This window comes from Nocardioides sp. Bht2 (assembly GCF_047308515.1).
Classification (GTDB): Bacteria; Actinomycetota; Actinomycetes; order Propionibacteriales; family Nocardioidaceae; genus Nocardioides.
In genome coordinates this window covers 87745-108009 of the sequence record NZ_JBLBWI010000014.1, presented here as the reverse complement: position 1 = coordinate 108009, position 20265 = coordinate 87745, and the positions used below count along the sequence as shown (strand labels likewise).

Sequence of the window (20265 nt, the reverse complement as noted above, 5' to 3'; positions counted from 1 at the left end):
CCGGTTCTGCGTCATGGTCGCCGGATCCGGCCGTTTCATCTGCGAACGAGGGCCGTACACACGAAGGGAGGGACGGTGGGCTTCTTCGCTACGCGTTCGAGGACCTCTGTCACGGCCGAGGGCGGCCGATTGCCGGAGTGGATCACGCGTGAGCTGCCGCCACGCTTCCTCGCAGTCGCCGAGGCGTTCGCCGCACAGACGCCGCTGAGTGGTGCCTGTGAGGAGACCGGCCGAGCGCTCGCCCGCGACGGGATCTCGCTCGGTGAGGCGCTGGACGGGCTCCGAGCCACCGCGCATCTGATCACCGGTGAGGAGCCGCGCTTCGAGGACCTGCGGGTGCTCAGTGAAGCCTGGAGCGAGGCCACCCTGAGTTACCTCAGCCAGCTCTCGTGCACCGATCCGCTGACCGGACTCTCCACCCTCGCCCACCTGCGCACCGCCGTCGCCGACCTCTACCGGTCGGCCGACGCGAACGTCGAGAACACCCAGACCCTGGTCGTCGTCGAGGCACCGCAACTGCACGGCGGTGACCAGACGCCGATCGCCCGGGCGATGGTGACGATGCGGCTGGGGGAGTCCGCGCGCACCGTCTTCGCCCAGGCGCACACCATCGGGGCCCTCGGCGCGCGCCGGGTCGTCGTGCTCGCCGAGCGTGACGACCGCCTGGCGCGTCGGGTCACCCTGCTCCGGACGATGGTCGCCGCCGATCGCGCCCGGGTCTGGATCGAGGGCCTCCCCGACACCGACTTCGCCGCGACCCTGCTGCTCGACGACCTCACCCGCGACTGACCGCTCCCGCTGCCCGCTCGTGCGGACGTCATACGTCGCGTGGCCCTGCCTCCTCTCAAGGTATGACGTCCGCCGGGGTGGGAGGAGCGGGTGACCCCCGCCGCATAGGCTGGTCCCATGTGCGGCCGCTATGCCTCCTCGCGCCGAGCCGAGGATCTGATCGACGAGTTCGAGGTCGAGGAGAGCGTCTTGGAGGCGCCTCTGGAGCCGGACTACAACGTCGCGCCCACGAAAGAGGTCTACGCCGTCCTGGAGCGTCCGGCGAAGGCCGATCGGCCCCAGCAGCGGCAGTTGCGCGCGCTGCGCTGGGGGCTGGTGCCGAGTTGGGCCAAGGACCCGGCGATCGGCAACCGGATGATCAACGCCCGGATGGAGACCGTGGCCGAGAAGCCGTCCTACCGCCGTGCCTTCGCCGCCCGACGCTGCCTCCTGCCGGCAGACGGTTACTTCGAGTGGTACCCCAGCGAGCAGCTGAACGCCAAGGGGAAGCCGATCAAGCAGCCGTTCTTCATCCACCCCGCCGACGACGGTGTGCTGGCGATGGCCGGCCTCTACGAGATCTGGCGCGACCCCGCCGTCGCCGACGGTGAGCCGGGCCAGTTCCGGTGGACCTGCACGGTGATCACGACCGAGGCCGAGGACTCGTTGGGTCATATCCACAACCGGATGCCGTTGATGGTGCCCGTCGACCGCTGGTCGACCTGGCTCGACCCGGAGCCGCACGCTTCCGAGGAGTTGCTGGCGCTGTTGGAGCCGGCCGCCCCTGGGCGCCTGGTGGCGCAGCCGGTCTCGCTGCTGGTCAACAACGTCCGCAACAACGGGCCGGAGCTGATCGCTCCGTTGCCGGCCGAAGCCTGATGACGACCCCGATCGAGACCCCGGGCGGACCGGGCCTCCTCTACCGTGACGACGCAGCGGAGCCGGTGGCGACGCTGCTGATCAGCCACGGCGCCGGTGCCGGCGTCGACACAGCGGACCTCGCGGCGCTGGCCGCACAGTTACCGGCCCAGGGCATCACCGTGATCCGGTTCGAACAACCGTGGAAGGTCGCCGGCCGGAAGATCGCCGGGCCACCGGCCTCCCTCGACGTCGCCTTCACCGCGGCTGCCGCCGCCGTCGGCCGGGAGATTCCCCTGGTGGTCGGCGGCCGCTCCGCAGGCGCGCGGAGCGCGGCCCGGACCGCCACCCGGGTCGAGGCGGCTGCGCTGCTCGCGCTCTCCTTCCCGCTCCATCCGCCGGGCAAGCCCGAGCGGTCGCGGCTCGACGAACTCCTCGGGGCCGGGGTGCCGAGTCGGGTGATCCAGGGTGGACGGGACGCGTTCGGACGCCCGGCGGAGTTCCCCGACGACGTGGACGTCGTCGAGGTGCCGTGGGCCGACCACTCCTTCAAGGTGGCGAAGTCCGCGCCGGTGGATCCGGAACAGACGATCGCCGCGGTGGTAGCCGCGGCCGGTTCCTGGATCAGGGCGCAGATAGGTGCCGGATGAGAACGGCGGGAATCAATCGCCGTGGTGGCTGGTTACTCCTGATGTGCTCGCCGTACTCGATCGTCCCGCCGACGGCCCTGCCGTAGGCTGGGCCGTGATGACTGAATCCCTCACCAGCGACGTCGACATGAGCGACGTCGACCTGGCCAATGAGACCGATGCCCAGCGTTCGCTGCGCTTCGAACGCGACGCCATGCCCTACCTGGACCAGCTGTACTCGGCGGCGATGCGGATGACCCGCAACCCTGCCGATGCGGAGGACCTGGTCCAGGAGACGTTCGCGAAGGCTTTCTCGGCGTTCCACCAGTACAAGCCCGGCACCAACCTCAAGGCCTGGCTGTACCGGATCCTGACCAACACCTTCATCAATACCTACCGCAAGAAGCAGCGGCAACCACAGCAGTCGATGGCCGAAGAGGTCGAAGACTGGCAGTTGCACCGCGCCGAGTCGCACACCTCGACGGGCCTGAAGTCCGCCGAGACCGAGGCGCTGGAGCATCTCCCAGATTCGCAGGTCAAGGAGGCGTTGCAGAGGCTCCCCGAGGAGTTCCGGCTCGCCGTCTACCTGGCTGACGTGGAGGGTTTTCCGTACAAGGAGATCGCCGAGATCATGGATACCCCGATCGGCACAGTGATGTCGCGTCTGCACCGCGGACGCCGTCAGCTCCGTGACATGTTGAGCGACTACGTGCGTGACAACAGCCTGCTCCGCCTCGACGGTGAGGGGGAGAAAGCATGAGCGCCCTTGAGCCCGACGACTGCGCCGACTACCTCGAGCGGATCGTCTTCCTGATCGACAACGAACTCGACGAGGCCGACTGCTCGGTGGTTCGGGTGCACCTCGAGGAGTGTGCGCCGTGCCTGCAGAAGTACGACCTCGAACGCACCGTGAAGCAGGTGGTGGCTCGTTCCTGCGCCGAGAACGCCCCCGATGGTCTGCGTGAGCGGGTCCTGTTGCAGCTGCGCGAGGTGCAGATCCGGATCACCGAACGGTGACCGACCGCGTCTCATCGCGGTTCTCGATTGGCACCAGCAGGGGCGGACCTGAGATAATGGTCTGAGTAGTTCGATCCCAGGAGGACACCATGGGCAAGACCGGTCGTAAGCGCCGTGCACGCAAGAAGAAGGGCGCGAACCACGGCAAGCGCCCCAACGCCTGATCGCACGCAGCGATCGCGCGTGAGCGTGACAACACGAACCCCCGAGCCAGACGGCGGCGGGGGTTCTGTGTCTCCGGGCCTCGGCTGGCGCAGCTCGCTCCGGGCAGGTACGGCACACTGAGGCCATGACGTCGCCCGCGCCCTTGGCCGCCTCCGCCCGCTTCACGGTCACCGAGCAGGACACTGCGGTGGCCGTCGGTTCGGGGTCGCTGCCGGTGCTGGGTACGCCCAGGTTGGTGGCCTGGTGCGAGGCCGTCACCTGTACCGCGATCGAGCCGATCCTGACGGAGGGCCGGACCAGTGTCGGCACCCGCGTCTCGATGGAGCACCTGGCGGCGAGCGCGGTCGGCGCCGAGGTCGAGATCGAGGTGTCGGCCGCCTACACCGAGCCGCGCCTGGTCCGGTTCACGGTCGCTGCCCGGATGGGTGCCAAGCTGGTCGGCTCCGGTGAGATCACCCGGGTCGTCGTCGACGCCGAGCGCTTCCTCGCCCGCCTGGCCCCGAAGGCGCACAAATAGCACGCGAGGGCGCACAAGATGTGCGCCCTCGCGTGCTATCTGTGCACTCTCGGGGCTACTCCCAGCCCCAGCCGAGGGTGTGGCTCTCGACCCGGATCTCCTTGCGGATCCCGATCTTGCCGCGGAAGAAGAGCATCGGGGCATTCGGTTCGCCGAGCGCCAGCTCCTGCACCCGGCCGACGACGATGTCGTGGTCACCGCCGGGAAGGACCTCGTGGACCTCGCAGTCGACCCGGAGCAGGGTGTCGGGAAGGGCAGGGGTGCCCAACGGCGACTCGTGCCAGTCCAGGCCCTCGAAACGCTGCCCGCGGCTGGAGCCGAAGCGGCTGACCAGATCGCCCTGTTCCTCGGCGAGCACGTTGACGCTGAACTTGCCGCTCGGCGCGATCTGCGGCCAGGAGCGGCCGCCGTGGTCGACACAGATCAAGATCAGTGCCGGGTCCAGGGAGAGTGAGGCGAAGGACTGACAGGCGAATCCGAGTGGGTTGCCGGCCTCATCGATACCGGTAACCACAGTGACCCCACTGGCGAACTGGCTCATGCAGGTGCGCATCAGCTGGGGGTCGATGGTGGTGGCGGCAGTCATGAGGGGGGATCTCCTTGGGGCGGGTCAGTTGGAGGACGAGATGAAACGGGTCCGCACGGAGGCGGGGGAGATCAGCACGGCGGGGCCGTCGCCGATCGGATAGTTCTGGGACACCTCGAGGTGCTTGAGCGAGATCGACCGAGCCAGCTCGGCGTCACCGGCCGCGATCGCGTCGATCAGTGCGCGATGCTCGTCGAGTGCCTGCAGGCGCTGGGCGCGGGGCAGGGAGCTGGCCTCGCGGTGGTGGCTGGCCCACTGCGACTCGTGCGAGCTCCACAGTGACTCAAGCGCACCGGCGACCATCGCCAGCGACTCGTTGCCGCAGAGGTCGACGACCGCTTCGTGGAACATCCGCGACAGCGTGGTGACCTCGACCAGGTTGTCGACGACCTTGACCGCTCGCTCGTGCAACCGGGTCAGGACCGGGATCACCTCGATCTTGCGGTCCTCGCGCAGGGCGCAGGCGGCTGCGCAGGCCGGCTCGACCTCGCGCAGTGCCTCGGCGACGTCGCTGATCGGTACGGCGCGTCCGGCCAGAGCCATACCGAGGCTGTAGGCGACGTGCTCGGCGTCGGGCCGGTGGACCACAGCGCCACCGATCGCGCCCCGGCGCACAGTGATCAGGCCCTCGGCCTCCAGGACGCGCATCGCCTCGCGGAAGGTCGGCTTGCTGACCGCATAGTGGCCGCGCAGTGACTCCTCAACCGGCAGCTCCGTGGCTTCGGCGAGGTCGCCGACCAGGAGTCGGGTCCGCAGATCGTCCGCGATCTGCTCGGCCAGGCGGGCGAACCGCACCGCACCTGCGGGGGGAGCGCCTTCTCGAGCGGTCATGCCGTCCTCTCATCCACATCGTGTTGCACCACTTTGTCCACCAGACACGTTGACGTTACGGGAGCCGCGCCTGGTCAGGTACAGGACCCTGTGAACTTATCCCGAGTTGCTCAGCAAGTGGGCCGAAGATCAGAGACATGTGCTCGGCGACCACGCTCTGCGGCATCGCTGCCACCGAGGCCCAGAAGTAGAGGTGCCTGATCGGCGCAGCGGCACGCAGGGCGCCCAGTTCGGCTGCCGCCGTCGCGACCTCGACGACGCGCAGACCGCGCGAGGTCGGGTCGAGCAGTTGCTTGACCACCTCGTCGTGGTCCTGCGCTGCGACGACGCTGCCATCGGTGACCCGCGCCTGTGCGTAGGTCCGGGTCTGGTGGGCGTAGTGCGGCGCGATGATCTGCGCGGTCCGCTCGGGGTCGGTAGCCAGCACCATGGGGATCATCCCGCCCATCGCGGCGAGCGCGGGGTCGTGACCGCCTTCGCTCAAGCCTTCGAGATAAGAGGGGAGGAGCGCGGCGTTCGGCGCCAGCAGGCCGACGCCGAGTCGTCCGGCGCGCTTGGCGCCCTGCGGGCCCTGGTAGCCGAGCCAGAGCGGGAGGCGCTCCTGGGTGGGCGGCGGGTTGAGGGCGCCGTCCCAGAGGTCGGCCTTCAGCTCGCGGATCTTGGCGTCAGCCAGGGTCATCCGCTTGCTCAGGTCGCGACCGAAGAGTTCGAACTCCTCGGCGGCATAGCCGGCACCGACACCGAGTTCGAGACGCCCGCCGCTGATCTGGTCGATCAGGGCGGCCTGCTCACTGATGTGCCGGGGGTGGCGCATCGAGGCGAGGAGCACGCCGGTGCCGAGTCGGATCCGCGTGGTGCGGGCCGCGGCGGACGCGAGGAAGGTCAGCGGCTGGCTGAGGTAGCCGTCCTCGAAGTTGTGGTGCTCGGTGGCCCAGATCGAACCGGCGCCGAGCCGTTCGGCCTCGACGACCTGATCGAGCGCGGAGCCGATCACCTCGCCCCAGGGCTGCTGCCACGCTGCGGGGTTGCGGACGTCGAAGAGCAGGCCGAGGGTGGTGGCGGGGCCGGTCATGCGTTCTCTCCTTGGCTGAACCAGTCCCACTGCCAGGGGGTGATGGTCTCGAGGGCGCCGACGAAGCGGGTCGCTCCGGGCTGCTTGGTGGGTGCGCTGAGTGCGATGGCGGGCTCGGCCTCGCGGAGCCGGGCCAGCACGGTGCCGGGCGGGTCGATCTCGGTGGTCGCCCAGATCACGCGCATGATCCGGTCCGCGCCGGTCCCGTTGGCGGCCTCGGTGGCCTGCCAGGCGGCCGGTGCGAGGGCAGGGGCGCTGTGCAGCGCCCAGGCGGCGCTGATCCCGGGGACGGCGGCGAGCGCGGGGAGCAGAACGTCGAGTTCCCAGGCGCTCCGCTCGTGCAGGGCGGTCCGTGAGATCGAGCCGGGGATCTCGGTGGCGATCATGATGACGCCCGTAGCCGGACGGAAGTAGAGAGCGCGCTCATTGAGGCGCAACGTGGGGGAGACCTCGGCACCGACGACGTGGAAGAAGTCCATATAGGCGCGGTCCAACAGGTCGATGTCGGGGCGACGACCTTCGCGGAAGGACTGTTCGGCGAACTCCGCCCAGGTGTCGATCGCCGGACCGGTCGGCTCGTCGAACCAGTAGAGGTTCGCGTAGTGGAAGTCGGTGAAATCGCCGGCCGCTGCGGCGGTCTGCGCCAGGGCAGGTGTCTGCACGAAACGCTCGCCGTGGGCGACACCGTCGAGAGCCAGGTTCTCGGGCCGGTGGTCGAGCTGGTGCCAGGCGTTGACGGCCTGGTGGTGGGCCACCTCCTTGGCCTTGGAGAGGCTGAGGAAGGCGACGCGAGGTGCGGGCAGCATGCAGCGGTTCCTTTCCAGAAACGAATCTTATGGAAGATTCCCATATGAGGGGACGTCTGGCAAGTAGTTGACTCAACTCTTCTACGGAAGGGATAAGTCGCCCGTGCGCGCGAGAACCCGGTCCAGACCTCGCATCTGAGGCGGTGCGATACGGACTGCCGGGTTGACATGCGTCACAAGGAAGATCTAGAACATTCACATGACTTTGTTCGATGCGGAGCACGCGGCCGAGTTCCGGCGCCGTGGCTGGTGGAGTGACGAGACCCTGTCGACGGCAGTGGCTCGCAATGCTGCCCAGGTGCCCGACTCCTTGGCCTACACCAGCGGCGACCGGGTGATCACCTGGGCACAGTTCGACCAGCGCGCGGACGAGTTGGCCCGTCGCCTCGCCGGAGCCGGCATCCGGCCCGGGAGCCGGGTCGCGGTCTGCATGGCGGACGGTATCGAGATCCACGTCGCCTTCGTCGCCATCGAACGGCTGAGTGCCACCATCGTCGGGATCGGCGCCAAGGCCGGTGTCCGCGAAGTCGCCCACATCGCCCGGCAGAGCCAGTGTGAGGCGCTGTTGACCCTCGCTGCCCAGGACGGCCGTGACGCCGGCAGTCTGATCGCCGACCTCGCCGAGCGCGAGATCCGGCTCAAGCACCTGGTCCTCACCCTGGACGGACTCGGCGTCCGGCTGACCTGTGCCGCCGAGGGTGGCAGCGAGTACTGGGAGGTCGACGAGGCAGCGCTGCCGGCCGTCGCCACCAGCCCCGACGACCTCTTCCTGGTCAACTCCACCTCGGGCACCACCGGTCTGCCCAAGGCCGTCATGCACACCCAGAACCGCTGGCACTACTTCCACACCCAAGCTGCCGCCAACGGCGAACTCGTCGACGGCGAAGTGATGCTCTCGATCGTCCCGGCGCCGTTCGGCTTCGGGCTCTGGACCTCGCACGTGACGCCGATCAAGCTCGCCGCGCACACCGTGGTGATGCCCAAGTTCTCGCCGCGTGAGGCCGCCCGGCTGATCCAGGAGCACAAGGTCACCGTGCTCTGCTGCGTCAGCACCCAGTTCATCATGATGCTGGCCGACTCCTCGCTCGAAGAGTTCGACATCAGTTCGCTGCGCGTCGTCTTCACCGGCGGCGAGGCCGTGCCCTACGCCCAGGCGGTGGAGTTCGAGGAGCGGACCGGTTCCACGATCCTGCAGTTCTACGGCTCCAACGAGACCGGCCTGCTCAGCGGCACCAACCTGCACGACACCCCCGAGCAGCGGTTGCGGACCGCCGGCCGGATCGCCCCGGAGATGAACGTCCGGCTCTTCGAAGGTGCCAACGACGTCACCTCCACCGGCCGCGGCCAACCGGCCTGCTTCGGCCCGGCGCTTTCGCTCGGCTACCTCGACGACGAGGCCGCCAACGCCTCGCTCTTCACCGACAACGGCCTGATGCTGATGGGTGACATCTGCGAGATCGACGCCGACGGCTACCTCAGCGTGGTCGGTCGGATCTCCGAGTTCGTGGTGCGCGGCGGCAAGAACATCAGCCTCGCCGTCGTCGAGGCCGACGCCCTCACCCACCCGGCGATCCGGCACGCGGCCGCCGTGGCGATGCCGGACCCGGTCCTGGGTGAGCGGGTCTGCCTCTTCGTGGAACTGCACACCGGCGCGGAGTTCGACCTGGAGACGTTGGTGGCCCACCTGAAGGCCGAGGGCGTCTCGCGCGAGCTCTTCCCCGAACGCCTGGAGATCATGCCCGAACTGCCGCGGTCCAGCGGAGCGAAGGTCGCCAAGGGCGAGCTGCGGAAGCTGATCGCCGAGAAGGTCGCGGCCGAGCTCGCCGCTCGCTGACGACCTCGCGCACTGGAACTTCACTCAGAGGAGACAAGAGATGACGATGACGAATAGCACCGCTGCCGAGACCCCGCGCAAGGGCGGCCTCGACGTCTGGGCACCTTCGGTGATGCCGGAGGTCAGCCGTGGTGAGCTCACCGACGAGCAGTCGCTGGCGATCGCGTTCCGGCTGTTGGCCAAGGAGGGGTTCGCGGAGAACCTCGCCGGTCACATCACCTGGCAGCGTCCCGGCGACACCAACATGCTGGTGAACCCCTGGGGCCTGTGGTGGAACGAGGTCAGCGCCTCCGACATGTGCCTGGTCGATGAGGACGCCGCCCTGGTCTCCGGCCGTTGGGACGTCACCCCCGCGATCCACATCCACACCGAGCTGCACCGGATGCGCAAGGACGCCCGCGTGGTGATCCACAACCACCCGTACTACGTCTGCGTGTTGGCTGCGATCGGCAAGCTCCCCGAGCTGGTCCACCAGACCGGGTCGATGTACATCGACGACCTGGTCTTCGTCCAGGAGTACAGCGGTGAGATCGACACCCCGCGCCTGGCCCAGGACCTGGCCGAGCAGATCGGCGACGCGAAGGTGGCCGTGCTGGCCAACCACGGTGTCATCGTGACCGGTTCGAACCTGGTCGAGGCGACCTATCGTGCCGCCTCCTTCGAGCGGGTCTGCAAGCTGGCCTACGACGTCCTGGTCTCCGGCTTCACGCCGCTGGAGATGCCCCGCAGCGCGATGCTCGGGATGAAGGAGTCGCTGCTCGAGCGCGCTGCCGAGGTCTACTGGGGCGGCGCCACCCGCAGCCTGCTCCGCGCCGAGCCCGAGGTGCTGGCCTGAACACCAAGCGCGCGATGCGCATCTCCTCGGTGCCGCACGCGCGGGAATGGGCGCAACGCCGACTGCCGCGCGCGGTCTTCGACGTCGTCGAGGGCGGTGCCGAGCGGGAGGTCACCGAACGCCGCAATCGTGAGGCGTTCGACGCCGTCACCTGGCAACAGCCGGTCGGCGTCCAGGCCGAGTCGATCGACACCAGCATCGAACTGTTGGGGCAGCGCCTCAGCGCCCCGATGTTGACCGCACCGTGCGGCTTGGCCGGTGCGGTCCACCCGGACGCCGAACCCGGCGTCTTCTCCGCAGCTGCGGCACTGGGCCTCGGTGCAGTGCTCTCCACCACCGCGACCCGGTCGCTGGAGACGGTGGCCAGCGCCGGCGCCCACCCGCACGCCTGGTTCCAGTGCTACTTCCTGGGTGGGCGCTCCGGCGCGGAGCAGTTGCTCGAACGGGCTGGTGCCGCGGGCTACCAGACGCTCGTGCTGACGTTGGACACCCCGATGCCCGGGATCCGCTACCGCGACGCCGGCCACGGTCTCACCCTGCCGATGAACTACCGGCTCGGGGCGATGGCCCGGCTCGCGCCCCAGGTGCTCCGGCGTCCCGGGTGGCTGGCCCGGGTGGCCCGTCGGCCCTCGACGCTGAGCATGGGCAACGGCCTGCACGGCGTGCCCGGGGGAGGGCTCGATCGACTCTTCGACGAGGTCCCGACCTGGGCCGACCTGGCCTGGATCCGGGAACGGTGGTCGGGACCGATCGTGGTCAAGGGACTGACCCGGGTAGCCGACGCCCAGCGGGCGTTGGCGGAAGGCGCCGACGGCATCATCATCTCCAATCACGGAGGCCGTCAGCTGGACGGACAACCGGCCACGTTGCGGGTTCTGCCCCAGATCGTGGACGAGGTAGCCGGCCGGGTTCCGGTGCTGGTCGACGGCGGTATCCGCAGTGGTGCCGATGTGGCCCGCGCGCTGGCGTTCGGCGCCTCGGCGGTGCTGATCGGGCGGCCGTACCTCTACGGCCTCGCGATCGCCGGCGAAGCTGGAGCCCGGCGGGTGCTGGACCTGTTGGTCAGCGAGCTGACCCGCACCATGCAGCTGCTCGGCACCCCCGACATCGAAGCGCTGCGCAAGGTCCCCGTCCAGTTCGATGTGACCTCTCGGTTCGGAATCGAGCGCCAGGACGACGCTCAGGTCACATTGGGGGGTGCTCGATGAAGCGCGTCCTGTTGCTGGAGCCCGAGTCCCTGCACGCCGAAGGGGTCCGCGCCCGGTTCGCCGCCCAGTTGCAGCAGCAGTTCCCGGACCTGGTCGTCGAGACGTGGCCGGATGGCGACGAACCGTCGGTCGACTACCCGTGGCACGAGGTCGTCGCCGCGACCTGCTTCCAACTCACGGACGACGTCGCGGACCGGATGACCGGCCTGCGCCTGTTGCAGAGTGTCACGACCGGGGTCGAGCACCTGCCCGTCGCGGCGTTGGGGGAGCGGGGTGTCGCGGTCTGCAACGCAGCCGGTACCGCCGCTCCCGAGATCGCCGAGTTCGTCCTGGCCCGGATCCTCGGGGACGCCAAGCGGCTGCCCGAGTTGGCTGCCGCCCACCGCGAACACCTCTGGCTGACCGGCTACGGCGAGGCGCTCGCCGGTGCCGAACTGGTCCTGGTCGGCTTCGGTCCGATCGGTCAACGGATCGCGGCGTTGGCGAGCGCCTTCTCCATGACCGTCCGGGTTGTCCGACGGACTCCGGCGGCGGTTCCCGCTCCCGGTGTCGTCGAGGAGGTCGGGTTCGCCGATCTGGGCTCGTTGGTCGGGCGGGCACGTTACGTCGTATCGGCCCTGCCCGAGACCCCTGAGACGACGGGACTCTTCGACGCGGAGCTGCTGGCCCAGGTCGCCGACGGTGCGCTGATCGTCAACGTCGGCCGCGGTTCGTTGATCGATGAACCGGCTCTGGTCGCTGAGTGCGCCAGCGGACGGCTCCGCGCTGCACTCGACGTCGTCTCGCAGGAGCCCTTGCCGTCGCACAGTCCGCTGTGGGATGTCCCGGGCCTGGAGATCTCCGGCCACTGCTCGAGTGTGCCCACCCGGGCGTTGGCTGCGGTCTCCGAGTTGTTCGCTGTCAATCTTCACCGTCTGCTGGCGGATGAAGCTCTTCTCAACCAGGTCGCCGGCCCGTCCGGCGCCACGAAGGAGTCACTATGACCATGAGCTCAGTACCCAGTGGGATCGAGGCGTACTTCCTCGGCCGCAGCTACGACGTCATGCCCATCCCGATGGATGCCGCGTTCTGCGTGGAGGTCCCTGCTGGTCCGCTACTCTTCATCGTCGAGTCGCGGCGGTTGACTGACGAAGCGATCAACGAGAACGCAGTCGACCGCGGTCGGCCCGACGCGACCTATGACACGGGTATCGCCGACGGCGGTGCCTGCGTCCACGTGCTGGGGTCGGCCGATCGTCTGGAGTGGTTGCGATTCGACTGCTTCGACAACGAGCCGCACTACCACTACATCCGCAACGCGGAGCAGGCCAACGTCGTGGTCCGTTTCGACCAGTTCGCCGAGGGAGACCCGGAGGCCTGGACGATCGGGCGGCTGCGTAACAACCTGGTCCCGATGCTGCGTCACGCAGGTGCTGAGGAGCTCGCCGAGCAGGTGGCGGCCGAGGATCTGAACGCGGCTGTGGACCAGGTGGCCGGGATCTTGGAGCGTCTTCACGCCTGAGATTCAAGAATCTTTAAAAAGATCTTGAACATTCCGGTGATCCCGGTTACCCTTGTGACTACGATCACCCTACCGCTTCGGCGGCTCAGTCGCAGCACGGCTATGGGTCTCTTTTTTTGCCCGATTTAATGTCTTAGAACATTTCAAGGATCAACATGAAAATTCATTCTCTTGGCTACCTGGTCGTCAGCAGCACGGACTTTGGCGCATGGAAGAACTTTGGCACCGAGATCCTCGGTATGACCGTCGGTGCTCAGGACTCAGAAGCCGAGCTGTGGCTGCGGGCCGACGAGCGGGCACACCGCGTCGTCATCGAAGCCGCTGAGAGCGACGAGGTCGCGGCCATCGGTTGGGAGGTGCGCAACGACGTCGAACTGGAGGCCTTGATCGCCGACTTCGACGCCGCCGGCATCAACTACGAGCGCCCCGAGGGGCTGGCTGCCCGCCGCGCCGTCGAGGACCTGATCCAGGTGGTCGACCCGGCCGGTTACGTGCTCGAGTTCTACTGGGGCCACCAGGTCGCCCAGCAGCCGTTCTCCTCGGCGAACGCCGTCGGCGGCTTCAAGACCGGCGCTCAGGGCCTCGGCCACGTGGTGCTCGCCGCGGCTCCCTTCGAGGAGAGCAACCGCTTCTACCGCCGCACCCTGGGCTTCGGTCTCACCGACTTCGCCGACATGGGCGGTACGCCTGGTCACTTCCTGCACACCAACTCCCGCCACCACAGCCTTGCGCTGATCGGGTGCGACAAGTCGGCCTGGTTCGTCAAGGGCGGCCTGATCCACCTGATGGTCGAGCTGAACGATCCGTCCGACGTGGGCCGTGCCCACGACCGCGCCAAGGCCGCAGGTGTCGAGTTCTTCGAGACCATCGGCCAGCACGCCAACGACGAGATGTTCTCGTTCTACATCCACACGCCGGCCGGCTTCCCGGTCGAGGTGGGCGCCAGCGCCATCGAGGTCGACCCGGCCACGCACACCTCGGTCAACATCCCCTTCCCGGACATGTGGGGCCACCAGGTCCTCAACGTTCCCCAGCAGTAAGGCACGTCGCGATGAGCAACGTTATTGAGAACCTCGAGAAGATCAAGGCCCAGATCAGTGGCCTGGCCGAGGAAGCAGAGCGCCTCGGCAAGCTCCCTGACGAGTCGGTCCGGCTGATCAAGGGCTCCGGCCTGACCCGGATGATGCAGCCGAAGGAGTACGGCGGCATCGAGTCCACCCCCGGTGAGTACATCGAGGCCGTGATGGCTGCGGGTTCGCTCGGCTGCTCCGCGGCGGGCTGGGTCGGCGGCGTTGTCGGCCTGCACCCGTGGGAGGTCGGCGTGATGGACCCCCGTGTCCAGGAAGAGGTCTGGGGGACCGACCAGGACACCTGGATCGCCTCGCCCTACGTGGCCCTCGGTCGCGCGAAGCGCGTCGACGGTGGCTTCCGGTTCAGCGGTCGCTGGACCTTCTCCTCCGGCAGCGACCACGCCGAGTGGGTGCACCTGGGTGGCCTGATCGAGGACGAGAACGGCGAGACCACGCCGGGCACCGACCACCACTTCCTGATCCCGCGCAGCGACTTCCAGATCGTGCCGGACTCGTGGGACACCGTGGGCCTGCGCGGAACCGGGTCCAACGACCTCATCGTGGACGACGTCTTCGTGCCCTCCTACCGGGTGCTCGAGTACGCCACCGTGGTCGACGGCACCGCCGCCGCAGCGGTCGGCAAGGGCGACAACCCGCTCTACGCGATGCCCTGGTTCACCCTGTTCGGCAACGCCGTCAGCGCCACCGTCGTCGGTATCTGTGAAGGGGCCCTGGCCGCCTGCATCGACTACCAGCGCGAGCGTGCCGACGTCTTCGGAACCAAGATCACCTCCGACTCCTTCACGCTGCCGAGCATCGGTGAGGCAGCCTCCGAGATCCGCGCCAGCCGGCTGCAGATCCTGGACAACGTGAACCGCGTCTACGACGTTCTGCTCAAGGGCGGGACGCCGTCGCTGGCCCTGCGCGCGGAGTCGCGTCGTGACCAGGTCCGCGCCAGCTGGCGTGCGGTCGCCGCGGTGGACTCGCTGTTCGCCCGCACCGGTGGCAACGCGATCCGTTCGGACAAGCCGTTGCAGCGGCTGTGGCGCGACGCCCACGCGGGCCTCAACCACGCCGTGAACCTGCCCGGCCCGACCTACCAGGTCGCCGCGCTGTCGCTGATGGGCTTCGAGCCCGAAGGCGCACTTCTCTGATCCTGTGCAGCACCCGGTCTGGTCGCCCGCCCCATGGGCGACCAGACCACCCCCTCAACCAACTCGAATCCTGGCATTTTCGGGGTGCCCCTGTTCCTCGTGGAGGAAACATGTCCCGCTTCAACAACGCGTCGAAGGTGATCCTCGCCAGCGCCTCGGTGCTCGCACTCTCCGCAACGCTGGCCGCCTGCGGCAGCGACTCGAAGTCGTCCTCGGACGGCGGCGCCGTGCGGATGGCCTTCGTCAACGGCTTCTCCGGCGGCGGCCCGGTCGACGACTTCATCGCCGGCCTGACCTGCTACGCCGACCAGAACGACCTCGACAAGCCGGTGATCACGGTCGCCGACGGTGACGTCAACAAGCAGCTCAACGACATCGACAGCCTGATCGCGCGCAGCGGCCAGATCGACGGTCTGTTCGTGATGCCGGTCGACCCGGCCGCTCTGAAGCCGGCCTACGAGCGGGCCCGCAAGGCTGACCTCGCCGTCATCGACCCGGTCTCCCCGGACGCCGAGGGCAAGTTCGCCACCGACGCCTCGAGCCACGTCGCTCCCGACGACGCCGGCGTCCCGGCTCTGCTGGTCAAGTACCTGACCGACGAGCACGCCGACGTCAAGCGCGTCGCGCTCCTCTCGCCGCCTCCCGGCCAGCCGATGTCGGACCAGCGCGCCTCCCTGTTCAAGAAGGAAGCCGCTGCCGCTGGCATCGAGGTCGCGCGTGAGCTGAACATGGACAAGATCACCACCGAAGAGGCGCAGAAGAAGGTCGAAGACCTGCTGACCAGCGACAAGTCCGTCGACGCGATCTTCGCTCAGAACGGCGCGATGGCACGCGGTGCCGCACTCGCCGCCAAGAGCCAGGGCGTCGACCTGGTGATCATCTCCATCGACAGCGACGGCGAGACCCTGGCTGCGGTCAAGTCCGGTGACATCGACGCCACCTTCGGTGCCGACCTGTTCAACCTGGCCTACCAGTCCAGCGTCCAGGCCGAGAAGATCAAGGCCGGCGAGAAGGTCGACTTCCTCTCCCTGCCGTACCAGGCCTACACCTCGGCCAACGCCGAGGTCCCCAGCGCCGCAGAGCGCTGCGCCGCGGTCAAGTAGGCGGAAGGCACACCGATATGACCTCCCTTCTCACCCCCACGGGTTCGGCGCCGCAGGCGGCGCCGAGCCCGGCTCGGGCCGCCACCGCGGTCGAGCTGTTGCGTAAGGCACCGCCGTGGACCGGGATCGCCGTCCTGGTCGTGGCGATGTTCGTCTACATGTCAGCGACGAACGAGTTCTTCCTGACCTACGCCAACCTGAACAACGTGATGCGCGGGGCCGTGGTCCCGCTGCTGCTTGCGATCGGTACCACCTACGTCATCACCATCGGGATGATCGACCTCTCCCTGGCCTCGCTGATGGCGCTCAACACCGTCATCCTGCTCGGCTTCATGGATGCGGGTCTCCCGGTACCGGTAGCGGTCTGCGCGGTCATCGCGTGTTCGGCAGTGCTGGGTGGGTTGGGCAACGGTCTCTTCATCGCCAAGTTCCAGATGTCCTTCATGGTGGTCACCCTCGGCACCATGTCGGTCTTCAAGGCGATCGCCCAGCTCCGCACCGACGGTAACTCGGTGCAGCTCTACGACCGCGACGGTTTCGACTTCGTGGTCTGGCTCGGTGACGGTTCCGTCGGCCCGATCTCGGTCCCGGTCGCGTTGGCGCTGATCCTGCTGGTCGGCTCGATGCTGCTGATGAAGTTCACCACCCTGGGCCGCAGCCTGCTGGCCATCGGTGGCAACCCCGAAGCTGCCCGGATCGCCGGTATCCCGGTCGAGCGGGTGCAGATGGCGGCGTTCGCGCTCAACGGCGTCTTCGTCGGCATCGCCGGTGTGGTGATGGCGGGCCGCATCCAGGCCGCCTCACCCACCATCGGCGCCGGTATGGAGCTGGAAGTGATCGCTGCTGTGCTCCTCGGCGGCTCCTCGTTCATGGGTGGCAACAGCACCTTCGTCGGTACCTTCATCGGTGTTCTCTTCGTCTCGCTGCTGGCGAACGTGCTGAACCTGATGGAAGTCCAGATGTTCTGGCAGGGCATGGTCACCGGTCTGGTGCTGATCGTGGCCGTCGGTATCGACCGGATGCGGTCGCGGGGCAGAACATGACCAGCCCGGCGCTCAGCCTGAGCGGTGTCCGTAAGACCTACGGTGGCACCGTCGCCCTGGCCGACCTCTCGTTCGAGGTCGCGCCGGGGGAGGTGCGCGGCCTGATCGGCGAGAACGGTTCGGGTAAGAGCACCGCGATGAAGGTGATCTCCGGCCAGGTCGTTCCGGACCTTGGCCAGGTGCAGGTGGCGGGCACCACGCTCGCCGCCGGCAACGCCCACGACCGGTTGACCGCAGGGGTCGGCGTCGTCATGCAGGATCCGATGCTCTGCGAGGAGCTGACCGTCGCCGAGAACCTGGCGCTCGGTCGGGTCGGTCGCAAGGGCATCGTGTCCTGGCGACGGATCGTCAAGCAGGCAACGGAAGTGCTGGCCAAGGCCGGGCTCGACCTGGACCCCCAGGCGAAGGTCCGTGACCTCTCCCAGGACGACCGGCACATGGTCGAAGTCGCGCGAGTACTGGCCTGGGACTGCAAGGTGATCGGCTTCGACGAGACCACCGCCTCCCTGACCGAGGACTACGTCGGCCGGCTCTTCGACGTGATGCGTGACCTCCGCTCCCGCGGCGCGGCGCAGATCTTCATCAGCCACCGGATCCCCGAGATCCTGACCATCTGCGACACCGTCACCGTGCTCCGCGACGGCGAGTTCGTGGCCACCGTGAAGACCGCGGAGACCAGCGAGGATCAGCTGATCGAGCTGCTGGTCGGTCGCAGTGTCGAGGCCCAATACCGCCGCGCTCCGGCCCCGGCCGGCGAGGTGGTGCTGCAGGCCAAGGAGCTGACGCCGTCCGGGCTCGCCGGGTCGATCGACCTCCAGGTCCGGGCCGGTGAGGTCGTCGGTATCGGTGGCCTGGTCGGCAGCGGTCGCTCCGAGATCCTGGAGTCGATCTACGGCCTGATCCCGCGCTCGGGTTCGGTTGAGGTCGGCGGCAACCAGGTCCGGGCGATGCGCCCGCGCCAGGCGATCGCCGCCGGTCTGGGCCTGGTGCCCGAGGACCGCCGGACCCGCGGTCTGGCGATGGAGCAGAGCGTGCGGGCCAACGCCTCCGCGGTCGCCTACGGCTCCAACTCGCTGATCACCCCGGTCCGGGACAAGGACAGTGAGCCGCTGCTGGCGATGCTGCGCAGCAAGCTTCAGCTCAAGGCTCCAGACGACGACGCCACGGTGGCCACCCTGTCGGGCGGCAACCAGCAGAAGATCGTGCTGGGTCGCTGGCTGGACCACAACCCACAGGTCCTGCTGCTCGACGAGCCCACCCGTGGCATCGACATCGGCGCCAAGCAGGACATCTACCGGCTGATCGACGAAGCCGCACATCAGGGCATGGGCGTGCTCCTGGTCTCCTCGGAACTTCCCGAGCTGATCGGGCTCTGCGACCGGATCCTGATCATGCGCGAGGGGCACCTCGTCGCCGAGTTCACCGGCGAGGTCTCCGAGGTCGAACTGATGGCCGCGGCAGCGGGCCACAGCGAACCTGCCGACCTCACCGCCGTTCCCCACTGAACCCACCACGCAAGGAGCAGAACGTGTCCGCAGCTGACTACAGCTACGAGGCAACCGCCCGTCGGATCGACATCGACGGTATCGGTATCCACTACAACGAGGCAGGCGAAGGCCCGGTTTGCATCCTGCTGCACGGTGCCGGTCCGGGCGTCTCGGGTTGGGCGAACTTCGAGGACAACCTCCCCGTCTTCGCCCAGCACTTCCGCACGCTGATCGTCGACCAGCCTGGCTTCGGCGCCAGCGACGGCCGTGACTTCGAGGGCGACTACTTCTCGCACAGCGCGCGCACCCTGGCCAAGCTTCTCGACGCCCTCGGCATCGAGAAGGCCCACCTGGTCGGCAACTCGCTGGGTGGCGGCGTCGCGGCACGGTTCGCTCTGGACTTCCCGGAGAAGGCCGACCGGCTCGCCCTGATGGGCCCCGGCGGGATGACCAGCCGGATGTTCACCCCCGAGCCGACCCTGGGCCACACCCGGCTCTATGACTTCAACGCCCCGCCCGGACCGAGCGTGGAGAAGCTCGAAGTCTTCATGCGCGGCATGGTCTTCGACGACTCCTACGTCACCGACGAGATGGTGGCCGATCGCTTCGAGCGCTCCCAGCGTCCCGAAGCAGCGGTCAACTTCGAGCGGATGCGGGTCAGCTTCCTCGAAGGTGAGGGACTGACCAAGGGCCAGCTCTGGCGCGAGGCGTCGGCACTGACCCACGAGACCCTGCTGGTCTGGGGCCGCGAGGACCTGGTCAACCCGTACGACGGTGGCCTCTTCGCCTTCTCCCAGATGCCCAACGCCAGCTTCCACGTGATGTCGCGCTGCGGCCACTGGGCCCAGGTGGAGCGGGCCAAGGAGTTCAACCGGGTGGTCATCGGCCACCTGCTCGACAACTGATCTGACCGCAACGAGAGAGGTGAGCCACGTGACGACGACGCTGCTACCAGCCCAGTCCTACCAGCAGCTGACGACCCCCGGCTCCGGCCTGCAAGGTCGGGAGACGGGCCAGGGTGCGCCACTGGTGGTGCTGCACGGCTTCGCCCCCGGCATCGACAGCAGCACGGAGTTCGCCCACCAGGTCGCCGCGCTGAGCGAGCAGTACCGGGTGCTGATGCTCGACCTGCCCGGCTTCGGCCTCTCTGCCGACGTCGCGATCGCCGAGGACTACCTCGCCGACGCCGTACAGCGGCTGGTAGCCACGCTGGACCACCTCGGCATCGAGAAGACCTCGGTGCTGGCCACCTCTCTCGGCGGTTGGGTCACCCTGCGCGCCGCGCTCGACGAGCCGGAGCGCTTCAACCGGCTCGCCCTGCTGGCGCCGGGGATCCTCAACATCAACTCGGCCGGCGCCCGCCCGCCGGAGGGCGCCCGGGCCCTGACCTCGTTCCTGGCCCGCCCCTCCGAGCCGGCCATGTTGACCTGGCTGGAGAGCCAGGTCGGCGACCCCTCGAAGCTCACCGACCACGACGTCGACGCCGCCATGAGCCAGGCGATGGCGCCCGGTGCGATCGCCCGGCTCAAGGCTGTCTCCCGCACCTTCGACGGCTGGGACCAGGAGTCCGCGCTGTGGATGCAGTGCTGGAAGGTCGAGCACCCGGTCCTGCTGCTCTGGGGCCGCGAGAACCGCGACTTCCTGCTCGACGGCGCGCTCTACGGCGCCCGCCGGATGCCCAATGCCGACGTCGTCGCGTTGGCCGCGTGCGGTGGCCGTGCCCACCAGGAGCGCGCTGAGGACGTCACCCGCGTGGTGGCTGACTTCCTCGCCCCGTAGAT

23 protein-coding genes are annotated in these 20265 nt (G+C 68.3%); 19 read left to right on the top strand and 4 right to left on the bottom strand.

Annotation, left to right across the window (positions count from 1 at the left end; translation table 11 throughout):
- Window positions 1-129 precede the first annotated feature (129 nt).
- From ACLM5J_RS16400 to ACLM5J_RS16370, 7 genes are all read left to right on the top strand, one after another.
- Window positions 130-789: a hypothetical protein gene (locus ACLM5J_RS16400; RefSeq protein ID WP_413657550.1), complete on the top strand. Its 660-nt coding sequence runs from the start codon at window positions 130-132 to the stop codon at window positions 787-789.
- A 117-nt stretch (window positions 790-906) separates the two neighbouring features.
- Window positions 907-1647, top strand: coding sequence for an SOS response-associated peptidase (locus ACLM5J_RS16395; RefSeq protein WP_413657549.1), 741 nt, complete (start codon window positions 907-909; stop codon window positions 1645-1647).
- Window positions 1647-2276, top strand: coding sequence for an alpha/beta family hydrolase (locus ACLM5J_RS16390; RefSeq protein ID WP_413657548.1), 630 nt, complete (start codon window positions 1647-1649; stop codon window positions 2274-2276). The genes ACLM5J_RS16395 and ACLM5J_RS16390 overlap by 1 nt, the downstream gene beginning before the upstream one ends.
- Before the next feature lie 97 nt (window positions 2277-2373).
- Window positions 2374-3015 carry a sigma-70 family RNA polymerase sigma factor gene (locus tag ACLM5J_RS16385; protein ID WP_413657547.1) on the top strand — a complete coding sequence of 214 codons (642 nt, stop codon included), beginning with the start codon at window positions 2374-2376 and terminating at the stop codon, window positions 3013-3015.
- Window positions 3012-3272 carry a mycothiol system anti-sigma-R factor gene (gene rsrA / locus ACLM5J_RS16380; RefSeq protein WP_413657546.1) on the top strand — a complete coding sequence of 87 codons (261 nt, stop codon included), beginning with the start codon at window positions 3012-3014 and terminating at the stop codon, window positions 3270-3272. The genes ACLM5J_RS16385 and rsrA overlap by 4 nt, the downstream gene beginning before the upstream one ends.
- An 89-nt stretch (window positions 3273-3361) precedes the next feature.
- Window positions 3362-3436: a 50S ribosomal protein bL37 gene (locus tag ACLM5J_RS16375; protein ID WP_369759046.1), complete on the top strand. Its 75-nt coding sequence runs from the start codon at window positions 3362-3364 to the stop codon at window positions 3434-3436.
- Window positions 3437-3561: 125 nt separating this feature from the next.
- The gene (locus ACLM5J_RS16370) at window positions 3562-3954 is read left to right on the top strand and encodes a thioesterase family protein (protein ID WP_413657545.1); all 393 of its coding nucleotides are present in this window, start codon (window positions 3562-3564) and stop codon (window positions 3952-3954) included.
- 55 nt (window positions 3955-4009) lie between these two features.
- On the opposite strand, the gene ACLM5J_RS16365 is transcribed toward ACLM5J_RS16370, so the two are convergent.
- Genes ACLM5J_RS16365 through ACLM5J_RS16350 form a run of 4 tightly spaced genes read right to left on the bottom strand, consistent with a single transcriptional unit; the run spans window position 4010 to window position 7249 of the window.
- Window positions 4010-4540 carry a flavin reductase family protein gene (locus ACLM5J_RS16365; RefSeq protein ID WP_413657544.1) on the bottom strand — a complete coding sequence of 177 codons (531 nt, stop codon included), beginning with the start codon at window positions 4538-4540 and terminating at the stop codon, window positions 4010-4012.
- A gap of 24 nt (window positions 4541-4564) precedes the next feature.
- Entirely contained in the window at window positions 4565-5371 is an 807-nt protein-coding gene (locus ACLM5J_RS16360) for a FadR/GntR family transcriptional regulator (protein ID WP_413657543.1), read from the bottom strand.
- 55 nt (window positions 5372-5426) lie between these two features.
- Window positions 5427-6443, bottom strand: coding sequence for an LLM class flavin-dependent oxidoreductase (locus tag ACLM5J_RS16355; RefSeq protein WP_413657542.1), 1017 nt, complete (start codon window positions 6441-6443; stop codon window positions 5427-5429).
- Complete coding sequence (locus tag ACLM5J_RS16350) at window positions 6440-7249, bottom strand: hypothetical protein (RefSeq protein WP_413657541.1); 810 nt, start codon at window positions 7247-7249, stop codon at window positions 6440-6442. Before ACLM5J_RS16350 ends, ACLM5J_RS16355 begins: the two co-directional genes overlap by 4 nt.
- 199 nt (window positions 7250-7448) lie before the next feature.
- Here ACLM5J_RS16350 and ACLM5J_RS16345 point away from each other — a divergent pair, with 199 nt between their 5' ends.
- From ACLM5J_RS16345 to ACLM5J_RS16290, 12 genes are all read left to right on the top strand, one after another.
- On the top strand, window positions 7449-9083 hold the full coding sequence (locus tag ACLM5J_RS16345) for a class I adenylate-forming enzyme family protein (RefSeq protein ID WP_413657540.1): 1635 nt from the start codon (window positions 7449-7451) through the stop codon (window positions 9081-9083).
- Window positions 9084-9123: 40 nt separating this feature from the next.
- The gene (locus ACLM5J_RS16340) at window positions 9124-9918 is read left to right on the top strand and encodes a class II aldolase/adducin family protein (RefSeq protein WP_413657539.1); all 795 of its coding nucleotides are present in this window, start codon (window positions 9124-9126) and stop codon (window positions 9916-9918) included.
- A 14-nt stretch (window positions 9919-9932) separates the two neighbouring features.
- Window positions 9933-11126, top strand: a complete 1194-nt coding sequence (locus tag ACLM5J_RS16335) for an alpha-hydroxy acid oxidase (RefSeq protein ID WP_413657538.1) — start codon at window positions 9933-9935, stop codon at window positions 11124-11126.
- A complete protein-coding gene (locus ACLM5J_RS16330; RefSeq protein ID WP_413657537.1) occupies window positions 11123-12109 on the top strand; it encodes a D-2-hydroxyacid dehydrogenase in 987 nt (328 codons plus the stop codon). Before ACLM5J_RS16335 ends, ACLM5J_RS16330 begins: the two co-directional genes overlap by 4 nt.
- Window positions 12110-12111: 2 nt before the next feature.
- Window positions 12112-12627 (top strand): hypothetical protein, encoded by a 516-nt coding sequence (locus ACLM5J_RS16325; protein ID WP_413657536.1) that lies wholly within the window; start codon window positions 12112-12114, stop codon window positions 12625-12627.
- Window positions 12628-12782: 155 nt separating this feature from the next.
- On the top strand, window positions 12783-13667 hold the full coding sequence (locus ACLM5J_RS16320) for a VOC family protein (protein ID WP_413657534.1): 885 nt from the start codon (window positions 12783-12785) through the stop codon (window positions 13665-13667).
- Window positions 13668-13678: 11 nt separating this feature from the next.
- Window positions 13679-14851, top strand: a complete 1173-nt coding sequence (locus tag ACLM5J_RS16315; protein ID WP_413657532.1) for an acyl-CoA dehydrogenase family protein — start codon at window positions 13679-13681, stop codon at window positions 14849-14851.
- 110 nt (window positions 14852-14961) lie between these two features.
- Window positions 14962-15954 (top strand): sugar ABC transporter substrate-binding protein, encoded by a 993-nt coding sequence (locus ACLM5J_RS16310; protein ID WP_413657531.1) that lies wholly within the window; start codon window positions 14962-14964, stop codon window positions 15952-15954.
- A gap of 17 nt (window positions 15955-15971) precedes the next feature.
- Window positions 15972-16997: an ABC transporter permease gene (locus ACLM5J_RS16305; RefSeq protein ID WP_413657530.1), complete on the top strand. Its 1026-nt coding sequence runs from the start codon at window positions 15972-15974 to the stop codon at window positions 16995-16997.
- Window positions 16994-18502, top strand: coding sequence for a sugar ABC transporter ATP-binding protein (locus ACLM5J_RS16300; protein WP_413657529.1), 1509 nt, complete (start codon window positions 16994-16996; stop codon window positions 18500-18502). The genes ACLM5J_RS16305 and ACLM5J_RS16300 overlap by 4 nt, the downstream gene beginning before the upstream one ends.
- 23 nt (window positions 18503-18525) lie before the next feature.
- Entirely contained in the window at window positions 18526-19389 is an 864-nt protein-coding gene (locus ACLM5J_RS16295; protein ID WP_413657528.1) for an alpha/beta fold hydrolase, read from the top strand.
- 28 nt (window positions 19390-19417) lie between these two features.
- The gene (locus tag ACLM5J_RS16290) at window positions 19418-20263 is read left to right on the top strand and encodes an alpha/beta fold hydrolase (RefSeq protein WP_413657527.1); all 846 of its coding nucleotides are present in this window, start codon (window positions 19418-19420) and stop codon (window positions 20261-20263) included.
- The last annotated feature ends 2 nt before the right edge of the window (window positions 20264-20265 follow it).

Excerpts from the sequence above, each read along its gene's own strand:
- ACLM5J_RS16395 (WP_413657549.1), top strand. The coding sequence starts at position 907 with ATGTGCGGCCGCTATGCCTCCTCGCGCCGAGCCGAGGATCTGATCGAC.
- ACLM5J_RS16350 (WP_413657541.1), bottom strand. The coding sequence starts at position 7,249 with ATGCTGCCCGCACCTCGCGTCGCCTTCCTCAGCCTCTCCAAGGCCAAG.
- ACLM5J_RS16315 (WP_413657532.1), top strand. The coding sequence starts at position 13,679 with ATGAGCAACGTTATTGAGAACCTCGAGAAGATCAAGGCCCAGATCAGT.
- ACLM5J_RS16340 (WP_413657539.1), top strand. The coding sequence starts at position 9,124 with ATGACGATGACGAATAGCACCGCTGCCGAGACCCCGCGCAAGGGCGGC.
- ACLM5J_RS16330 (WP_413657537.1), top strand. The coding sequence starts at position 11,123 with ATGAAGCGCGTCCTGTTGCTGGAGCCCGAGTCCCTGCACGCCGAAGGG.
- ACLM5J_RS16390 (WP_413657548.1), top strand. The coding sequence starts at position 1,647 with ATGACGACCCCGATCGAGACCCCGGGCGGACCGGGCCTCCTCTACCGT.
- ACLM5J_RS16370 (WP_413657545.1), top strand. The coding sequence starts at position 3,562 with ATGACGTCGCCCGCGCCCTTGGCCGCCTCCGCCCGCTTCACGGTCACC.
- ACLM5J_RS16320 (WP_413657534.1), top strand. The coding sequence starts at position 12,783 with ATGAAAATTCATTCTCTTGGCTACCTGGTCGTCAGCAGCACGGACTTT.
- rsrA (WP_413657546.1), top strand. The coding sequence starts at position 3,012 with ATGAGCGCCCTTGAGCCCGACGACTGCGCCGACTACCTCGAGCGGATC.
- ACLM5J_RS16325 (WP_413657536.1), top strand. The coding sequence starts at position 12,112 with ATGAGCTCAGTACCCAGTGGGATCGAGGCGTACTTCCTCGGCCGCAGC.
- ACLM5J_RS16355 (WP_413657542.1), bottom strand. The coding sequence starts at position 6,443 with ATGACCGGCCCCGCCACCACCCTCGGCCTGCTCTTCGACGTCCGCAAC.
- ACLM5J_RS16335 (WP_413657538.1), top strand. The coding sequence starts at position 9,933 with ATGCGCATCTCCTCGGTGCCGCACGCGCGGGAATGGGCGCAACGCCGA.
- ACLM5J_RS16385 (WP_413657547.1), top strand. The coding sequence starts at position 2,374 with ATGACTGAATCCCTCACCAGCGACGTCGACATGAGCGACGTCGACCTG.
- ACLM5J_RS16310 (WP_413657531.1), top strand. The coding sequence starts at position 14,962 with ATGTCCCGCTTCAACAACGCGTCGAAGGTGATCCTCGCCAGCGCCTCG.
- ACLM5J_RS16305 (WP_413657530.1), top strand. The coding sequence starts at position 15,972 with ATGACCTCCCTTCTCACCCCCACGGGTTCGGCGCCGCAGGCGGCGCCG.
- ACLM5J_RS16300 (WP_413657529.1), top strand. The coding sequence starts at position 16,994 with ATGACCAGCCCGGCGCTCAGCCTGAGCGGTGTCCGTAAGACCTACGGT.
- ACLM5J_RS16365 (WP_413657544.1), bottom strand. The coding sequence starts at position 4,540 with ATGACTGCCGCCACCACCATCGACCCCCAGCTGATGCGCACCTGCATG.
- ACLM5J_RS16345 (WP_413657540.1), top strand. The coding sequence starts at position 7,449 with ATGACTTTGTTCGATGCGGAGCACGCGGCCGAGTTCCGGCGCCGTGGC.
- ACLM5J_RS16360 (WP_413657543.1), bottom strand. The coding sequence starts at position 5,371 with ATGACCGCTCGAGAAGGCGCTCCCCCCGCAGGTGCGGTGCGGTTCGCC.